The sequence below is a fragment of the Scytonema sp. HK-05 genome, from assembly GCF_963872035.1.
Lineage (GTDB): Bacteria > Cyanobacteriota > Cyanobacteriia > Cyanobacteriales > Nostocaceae > Kalymmatonema.
The window spans coordinates 1-8,517 of record NZ_CAWMYC010000055.1 but is presented as its reverse complement, the minus strand read 5'-3'; the positions used below and the strand labels follow the sequence as shown (position 1 = coordinate 8,517).

The following is an 8,517-nucleotide window of genomic DNA, read 5'->3' as shown; positions in this document are numbered from 1 at the left end:
GGTGAAGCAATTCCTCAAGATAAGCCGACTCGTGGAAAGAGGAAGCCCAAGAAGTAATTCTTGGAATCCCCCGCTACACCCGCAAGGGTTAGCGGTGGGAGGATGTCAAGAGACTTACAAGCCTGTTCCCTGTTCCCTGTTCCCTGCTATAGTGCGGGAGGATGTTACGGATTTGCTGCCGCAAAAGTATTACATTGTGCAGGATTACCCGTCTGAATGCCCCGCTGAAACCAACGAACTCGCTGGGCTGAACTACCGTGGGTAAAAGACTCTGGGGTAACATACCCTTTTGCCTGACGTTGCAAACGATCATCCCCAATACTGCTGGCAGCATTGAGTGCCTCTTCAATGTCGCCTTGTTCCAGGATTTGGCGCGAACGATTGGCATGATGTGCCCAAATGCCAGCAAAACAGTCCGCCTGTAACTCTTGCCGGACTGAAAGTTGATTTGCCTGTACTCGATCAACTTGACGCTGCATTGCGTGAACTTGATCGGAAATACCCATGAGATTCTGGACATGATGCCCAACCTCGTGAGCAATCACATACGCTTGGGCAAAGTCTCCTGGTGCCTGGTATCGATTCTTCAGATCCTGATAAAAGCTTAAGTCAATGTAGAGCTTTTGATCGGCGGGGCAATAGAATGGACCAACCGCTGATCGCGTAAAGCCACAGGCAGACTGCACCGCATCAGAATAGAGAACTAACTTAGGCTCTACATAAGTCTGTCCTCTTTGCCGAAACAAACTTTGCCACGTATCTTCGGTATCTGCTAGGACAACCGAAACAAAATCAGCCATGCGATCGCTCGCCGCAGAAGGTTGTGTTTGAGGAGACTGCGAGTAAGGGCTGTCGCTCGGCGCTTGTTGTTGCTCCCAAAGAACACTGGGATCGCCGCCCAAGAGGGTAACAATCACTGACAAAATGATGGCTCCAATGCCACCCCCCACTACAGGAGCCGAAATCCGACTTCCGCGCCTGTCCTCAACATTGGTGCTTCTACGACCGAATTCCCAGCGCATAACCAAGAGTCTCCAAACTACTTAACCTGGCAAAAGTGAACAAAGTGCAATTGCTTTCGGTAAGTCCAAAGGGCGAACGCACCAAAGTCAAACTTTCCATAATTCACCAAAAATATTAATGATTTCATTCATCAAAATCCTCTGCCAGAGGGACAGCACTTATTTGATAGGCACTCCTACTTAGGAAAGGCTATGTCATAGCGGCGGTGATACGATCAAAGCAATCGCCTTCTACTGATATGTATCGAACCTTTATCCCTGGCATTGCTCCACTCACAGTTCAGCCTGAACCCTCCTGGTGGTTTGCGTTTGTTGGCAATAAATTGCTGGTTCGCGCCGAAGGAAAGGTCAGCGAAATTCCTAAGCTCATCACTCTGGCAGAAATTGCCTTAGAGCCAGTGCGATCGCAGTTCCTAGGCACCCTGGATGGACAGCCCTGTTACTCGGCAGAACTGCCCAAGGATGCGTTAGCCCCCGATGGCTTCACGTTGCAAGGATTGCGCGAATTGTACGGAACGTTGGATGAAGACTTGTATACGCTCAGCGGTCGCGCCATCCAAATCGTGGAATGGGACCGCACTCACCAGTACTGCGGACACTGCGCAACTCCAACAACCCAATTATCTCATGAACGTGCTAAACGTTGCCCCAGCTGTGGACTCGTGAATTATCCTCGCCTCTCGCCTGCGATTATTGTTCTGGTTTCTCGGGGTGAAGAACTGTTGTTAGCTCGCGCCCCTCGGTTTCCACCGGGGATGTACAGCGTGCTCGCTGGCTTCGTGGAACCGGGAGAATCGTTGGAAGAGACGGTGGTGCGCGAAGTCCGCGAGGAAGTAGGAATTGAGGTCAAAGATATTCGCTATTTTGGCTCGCAACCCTGGCCGTTTCCCAACTCACTGATGATTGGATTCACAGCCACTTATGCAAGTGGTGACATTGTCATCGAACCGCAAGAATTAGTAGAGGCAGGCTGGTTTAGTAAGCACAACTTACCGCAAATTCCTCCTAAGTTGAGTATTGCCCGCAAGCTGATCGACTCGTTTGTGCTTTGAGTCCATCCACCTTTATCTGGGGTGTGGTGAAAAATTTAATTTATGGTTCAAACAATTATTGTTTTTGTGATCATTGGGGTGATTATCACTGGCATCTTAGTCAGTCCCATCTTAATTAAACAACGAAGAAACCGTCTTAAACATCGTCCTTTTCCCCCACTTTGGAATGCGATTATTGAGAATAATCTTCCCGTTTATGTCCATCTTTCTCCCGCTGAACGCCGACGGCTTCAGGGACATATTCAAGTATTTTTAGCGGAAAAACAATTTATTGGGTGTGGAGGATTGCAGGTAACGGAAGAAATGAAATTGGCGATCGCTGCTGTCGCCTGTTTGCTCCTGCTCAACGAGCGAGGAGAATACTTCCCTAAACTTCGTTCAATTCTGATTTATCCCAGCACTTATTTTGTTAATGAAACTGTTGCCACCGGGAATTATATTGTTGAGGAAAGGCGTGTGGCAAGACTGGGGGAATCCTGGACTCATGACCAAGTGATATTGTCTTGGGAACAGGTACAACAAGACACTCTCGACTGGAGGGATGGACATAACGTTGTGCTTCATGAATTCGCCCACCAGTTAGATCAAGAGGATGGTAGAGCTGAGGGTGTTCCTATTTTGCAACGAAAATCAGATTATGCCATATGGGCTAAGGTGATGACAGAAGAATATCAACAACTGTGCAATGATGTTCAACGAGGCATAAAAACCGTAATGGATAGCTACGGCGCTACTAATCCCGCAGAATTTTTTGCCGTAGCAACTGAAACATTCTTTGAAAAACCACAGCAATTGCTGAAGAACCATCCGGCACTTTATGAGCAACTGCAACGCTACTATCAACTAGATACTGTGCAATGGGTTTAGACATTCAGTAGATCACAAAGTTTTTTACAGTTCACTCATGTTCTGTAAAACACTTCATGGTCAAATTCTAAGGATTTGCTAGCGCAAAAGTATCGCATTGTGCAGGATTACCCGTCTGAATGCCTCGCTTAAACCACCGGACTCGCTGGGCTGAACTACCGTGTGTAAAAGACTCTGGGGTAACATACCCTCTTGCCTGACTTTGCAAACGATCATCCCCAATACTGCTGGCAGCATTCAGCGCCTCTTCAACGTCGCCTTGTTCAAGGATCTGCCGCGAGCGATTGGCATGGTGTGCCCAAATGCCAGCAAAACAGTCTGCCTGTAACTCCTGCCGGACTGAAAGTTGATTCGCCTGTACTCGGTCAACTTGACGCTGCAATGCATGAACCTGATTGGAAATGCCCATGAGATTCTGGACATGATGTCCAACTTCGTGAGCAATCACATACGCTTGGGCAAAGTCTCCCGGTGCCTGGTATCGATTCTTCAGATCCTGATAAAAGCTTAAGTCAATGTAGAGCTTTTGATCACCGGGGCAATAAAACGGACCAACCGCTGATCGCGTATAGCCACAGGCAGACTGCACCGCACCCGAATAGAGAACTAACTTCGGCTCGACATACGTCTGTCCTCTTTGCCGAAACAAACTCTGCCACGTATCCTCAGTATCCGCTAGGACAACGGAAACAAAATCAGCCATGCGATCGCTTGCGGCAGAACGTTGTGTTTGAGGAGACTCCGGGTAGGGGCGATCGCTCGGCGCTTCTTGTTGCTCCCAAAGTACACTCGGATCGCCGCCCAAGAGGGTAACAATCACTGACAGAATGATTGCTCCAATGCCACCCCCCACTACAGGAGCCGAAATCCGACTTCCGCGCCTGTCCTCAACATTGGTGCTTCTACGACCGAATTCCCAGCGCATAACTAGCGAGTCTCCAAACTACTCAACCTGGCAGAAATGTTAGTGAGCTAGGTGCGATAGCAGCCAAGCTAGACCTTGCATCATTCACCAAAAATATTAATCATTCCATTCATCCAAATCATCTGTCACAGGGACAGCACTGATTTGATAGACAGTCCTACTTAGGGAAGGCTATATCGTAGTCCAATTCATTCCCGTCTCATCCATACCTGTGCTGTTCTTGACCAGGCAATCTGGCAGGCTCTTGCTCAGTACAGACATTTTAGAGCAAGGGGGTCAGCAACCGAGATACTCTCACGGCTAACTTGAACCATAGAGGTTTTCTATCGTACTCAGATAGATCAACAGCAACAGAGACAGCCAAGTCATCTTGTAACATTTTCTCCAGACTTTGGACAAAGTGAGGATCAGCAACAAATCCCATCACTTCAAAGTTGAGAAAGAACGAGCGATTATCCAGGTTGACAGTTCCTACCCCTGCCATGTCCTGATCGATGAGCATGATTTTCTGGTGCATGAACCCATTTTTGTAGCGATACAGCTTAATAGCGATCGCCTCCATTTCAGTGTAGTACGAGAAAGAACATAGATAAACAAATAAGTGATCCGGTCGGTTTGGTAAGATAATTCGCACATCTACACCGCGCATCGCTGCTAGTTTCAAGGCAGTTAGGGTTGACTCATCCGGCACAAAATAAGGAGTGGCAATCCACAGGCGAGTCTGCGCTTGATTGATAGCATTCACGAAAAAAAGGTTACAGGCTTTTAGCCGATCTGCTGGTCCGGTAGGAAGTACCAAGGCGGTTTGGTTGGTTTCCCGATTTACTTTAATCTGCCAGTTAACATCGAGAACTTTTCGAGTTGCCCAGTACCAATCTCGCAGAAAGGAATTTTGCAGACTTTGTACAGTGGGACCTTGCAGCATCATATGGGTATCACGCCAAGGACTGAGGCGAGGATTTTTTCCCAAGTATTCGTCACCAATATTCAGACCACCCACAAATGCTGTTTCACCATCTACCACTAGAATCTTGCGATGGTTGCGGAAATTGAGCTGGAAACGATTGCCTCTGCCTTTGGTGGTGTGGAATGCACTCACGTGAATGCCATTTTTGCGCAGAGACTTGATATAGGAGCGAGATAGTTTGTTTGAACCAATTTCATCGTAGAGAAAGTAGATGCGTACTCCTTGGTTTGCTTTGGCAATCAACGCTTCCTTAAAATCGTTACCTGCCTGGTCATCATTAACGATGTAGGATTGTAGTAGAATATAATCGCTAGCTTCTGCGATCGCTTTCAACATCGCCTCATAAGTTTGCTGACCATCAATTAGCAATTGAGCTGCATTACCTGATGTAAAGGGAATTCCTGTAAAAGCCTCAGCAAGTGGTTGCAGACCTGCTAATTTCTTTGGTGGTGCGACCTTAAATTTAGCAATTTCAGTGTAGGTTTCACGAACAAGCTTATGGTGTTGGGCGTAAACTGAACGCAGGGCTTCAGCATATCCATGAAATTTAGTTCTTCCTAAAATCCAATATAATGGAATAGCTAGCCAGGGAAAGGTGATCAGAGAAATTCCCCAGGCGATCGCCCCTTGAGAAGAACGCACATTCATCACCGCATGGGCAGCATGCAAAATTCCCAAGCTATGAACAACAACTACTGTAGCTGCACTAAGAAGGGCTAAAACACCGCTATCTACAAGCATCTTAAATTTTTATTGAGTATCGATATAAGAAAATTCTGCCAGTAAAGGTTTGTGATCGGACGAAGAAACATAATCTAACACTTTAGCACTGGCTTTCTTTTCACTGAGTCCTCGGTAAAAGATATAGTCTAGAGGAGGTGATAACAGAAATCGTTTAATTTTCTTGCTTTCATGGGGTGCAAAAACGACTGGTGCTAACCCCAAACGAGTAACCGCTTGTTCAAGCAAAGCAGCTCTTTTTCGACTCCAGGTATTGAAGTCTCCTGAAAATATAACAGGACCATGATGTGTAGATAAGGCAAACTCTAACTCATGGAGTTGTGTTTTGAATTTGTTTAAATCCACAAAATTGATGAAATGACTATTGATAACTAACAGAGTTTCTCGTTTATTAGATAACGGATACTCCGTAATGAGGGAAACCTTAGGAGTTTTAACAATCGGTTCATGATGTTTAGTGAGAATCGCTCTGCTGGTGAGTGGACTGATTTTAGCTGCCGTTAAAATTCCAGAATAAGTCTGATGATGAGCATCGATAAAATTAGGGGCAAAATTCCAACTCATTTCTCTCAATTCAGCGGCATGTTCTGCATCCATTCTCAAGCGAACTTCTTGCAAAAAGATAAGCTCTGGTTTGTATTGTTCAAGAATGGCTAAAAAATCTTTAATCCAAATTTTGTCATGATTTTTCTTCGCAATATTCCAACTCAACACTTTAATTGATGTACTATTGAGTTCTGTTTGAAGAACATGGCTTCTATCAATTGTGGATTCTTGTGTCCGAATGAATCTATACGATGGAACAAATTTTCTTGCAAAAGTGTCTGCGTGTTCTTTGAAATCAAGCATTACTACTCCCTTCCCAGTCTAAAATTACCTAAATTTCTCTAACTCTTACCTCTGTGTCCTCTGCGCCTCTGCGGTTTTTTAATTAAGTAATCTTCGGGCGGGAAGCGAGTAAAAGTTGACTGGGCTTTCTATAGCTTAACGCTATTAGATAGTCAAGAGAGCCTATCACATTGGAGGATGTTGGGTAATATTGTATCTACTTCCATCATGCTCTTGAATCAAGAATTATCCTTGCTGAGATAAATCCATGAAATTTGCCAGCTTATAAACAATCCGCGCACCGACATTGCCATCCCACTCAGCATCACCAACTTCGCAGACATCAAAACCAATAATTTTTCTACCGCTATTAACCAACTCACGGAACAGACAAAAAGCTTGCTCCAATTCCAGTCCTCCAGGAACAGGAGTCCCTGTACTCTGACAGAATTTTGGATCAAGACCATCGACATCAAAGCTAATGTAAACGTACTCGGGCAAATGAGCGATAATTTCTCGGCATAAATCAATCCAAGTCGTTCCAGAGTAGAGCTTTTGTTTAATTGCTGGGTCGTAATAAGCAACAATTCGAGCATTCGATTCGTTAATCATTTGCACTTCATCATGAGAAATATCACGCAACGCTACCTGCACTAACTTGGAAATTTGCGGTAGCTTCATCGCATTAAACATAATGGACGCATGGGAAAACTCAAATCCCTCATAGGCATCGCGTAAATCTGCGTGTGCGTCAATGTGCAAAATACCGTAGCTTGCGTATTTAGCTGCTAATGCTTGATAATAACCTAAAGGTGAACTGTGATCCCCACCAATAACTGCGACTCGCTTACCATTGTTAATTGCTTCCTGACACTGTTCAAACAGCCATTGATTCACCTGTTGACAAGCTTGATTAATTTCTGTCAAGACAGGTGTTAAATCTGGTGTTTCTGTCAGTGGTTTACCTTGCTCTAGTCGTTTGATAATTTTTGCCGCTAAGGCGCGATAGTATTTGTTCTTCTCTAAAATATCCTGGGGAATTTCCACCATGAAAATTCCCTGTTTCCATCCATCAGGATGATCGAAATCGAACAAATCCAGTTGCGGCGAAGCATCCAAAATCCGCTGTGGTCCGTTGGCGGTACCTGCGCCATAGGAAACGGTCACTTCCCACGGTACACCAAAGACAATCAAGTTTGCCGACTCGTAATCGAACGGCAAACCCAAGAGGTTGCCATTGATTTGACCTACGCCGCTGGGATTATAGTCTTGGAGTTGATTACTCATGGATCGTCTTCTGGATTTACGTGGGTAGACAGCACGCCGCCTGGTGGATACCTGCATTGTAGTAGCGCAGGTTATGCTATGGCTGCAAATTGCGCTGCTTTATTATGAACTACCCCGCCGCTCCCGGCGGACGGGGTTTCACCCGGTTCCGCCCCGTGGCTGGATTTTTGTCTCCTCGCTTGCCCAAGTTGCTTCATCGATCCGGTATTCTTGGGTTTACTGGTCTTTGAAGTAGAGCTTAGACATCCGAGACTGTCGAGGCTAGTTCCTAACCCCGGTTGTTGATTGGTCACAACATTGTACATCACCCAAAGCGCTGCCACTATCACGTGGTATTTCAAATCCACAATCCGGGCAGGCATGGTGACGATTTGATAACTCTGCCCATTCTTTATGAACCGCTCCACATTTTGGGCAGCGCTGGGATGGCTTGATTTCCCTTGTAGGTAGTATGACCATCAGTCCACCTTTCGCCTCAATCTTGTGTGTAGAGACGCCCTGCTAGGGCGTCTCTACTCTTGTTCAAAGTGCTAAAACCAACTGAAAGGATGGATTTGTTGAGTCCTGCTTTTTGTTTCTTTCGTTTACTACCTTTTTTCGCCTTTTTCGTCATCCCTTTCGTATTAAGTTCCAAGGGATAGCCGATGTCATAACGACTTGCAATTTCTGAGGTAACTTTATGTTGCCAATCTCGACGTTGAGTTCCAGCTTTGCGTTGTAGTTTTGCAACACGCCTGTTCACTTTCTTCCAACGTTGAGACGCCTTGATTTTCTTATCTAGTGGGGGTTCGGGGGCTATAAGACCCGCGCTATAATCTTCGATTTAGC

At 45.7% G+C, this 8,517-nt stretch carries 9 protein-coding genes; 2 read left to right on the top strand and 7 right to left on the bottom strand.

Annotated features, from left to right (window positions below; genetic code table 11):
* Positions 1-164 precede the first annotated feature (164 nt).
* Positions 165-1,022 (bottom strand): KPN_02809 family neutral zinc metallopeptidase, encoded by an 858-nt coding sequence (ypfJ, locus tag AACT52_RS08710; protein ID WP_073636552.1) that lies wholly within the window; start codon positions 1,020-1,022, stop codon positions 165-167.
* Between the two features lie 206 nt (positions 1,023-1,228).
* Between ypfJ (AACT52_RS08710) and nudC the strand changes: the two genes are divergently transcribed.
* Positions 1,229-2,074: an NAD(+) diphosphatase gene (gene nudC / locus AACT52_RS08705; protein ID WP_233154263.1), complete on the top strand. Its 846-nt coding sequence runs from the start codon at positions 1,229-1,231 to the stop codon at positions 2,072-2,074.
* Between the two features lie 42 nt (positions 2,075-2,116).
* Entirely contained in the window at positions 2,117-2,941 is an 825-nt protein-coding gene (locus AACT52_RS08700; RefSeq protein ID WP_073636550.1) for a M90 family metallopeptidase, read from the top strand.
* Between the two features lie 67 nt (positions 2,942-3,008).
* On the opposite strand, the gene ypfJ (AACT52_RS08695) is transcribed toward AACT52_RS08700, so the two are convergent.
* The 6 genes from ypfJ (AACT52_RS08695) to AACT52_RS08675 form a co-directional block, all read right to left on the bottom strand.
* A complete protein-coding gene (gene ypfJ / locus AACT52_RS08695) occupies positions 3,009-3,866 on the bottom strand; it encodes a KPN_02809 family neutral zinc metallopeptidase (RefSeq protein ID WP_073636549.1) in 858 nt (285 codons plus the stop codon).
* Positions 3,867-4,128: 262 nt separating this feature from the next.
* Positions 4,129-5,574 (bottom strand): cardiolipin synthase, encoded by a 1,446-nt coding sequence (gene cls, locus AACT52_RS08690; RefSeq protein WP_073636548.1) that lies wholly within the window; start codon positions 5,572-5,574, stop codon positions 4,129-4,131.
* 9 nt (positions 5,575-5,583) lie between these two features.
* A complete protein-coding gene (locus tag AACT52_RS08685; RefSeq protein ID WP_073636547.1) occupies positions 5,584-6,423 on the bottom strand; it encodes an endonuclease/exonuclease/phosphatase family protein in 840 nt (279 codons plus the stop codon).
* Positions 6,424-6,648: 225 nt separating this feature from the next.
* Entirely contained in the window at positions 6,649-7,689 is a 1,041-nt protein-coding gene (speB, locus tag AACT52_RS08680) for an agmatinase SpeB (RefSeq protein ID WP_073636546.1), read from the bottom strand.
* 261 nt (positions 7,690-7,950) lie between these two features.
* Positions 7,951-8,148, bottom strand: a complete 198-nt coding sequence (locus AACT52_RS41305; protein ID WP_073636545.1) for a zinc ribbon domain-containing protein — start codon at positions 8,146-8,148, stop codon at positions 7,951-7,953.
* 16 nt (positions 8,149-8,164) lie between these two features.
* Entirely contained in the window at positions 8,165-8,431 is a 267-nt protein-coding gene (locus tag AACT52_RS08675) for a hypothetical protein (protein WP_073636544.1), read from the bottom strand.
* Positions 8,432-8,517: the final 86 nt, after the last annotated feature.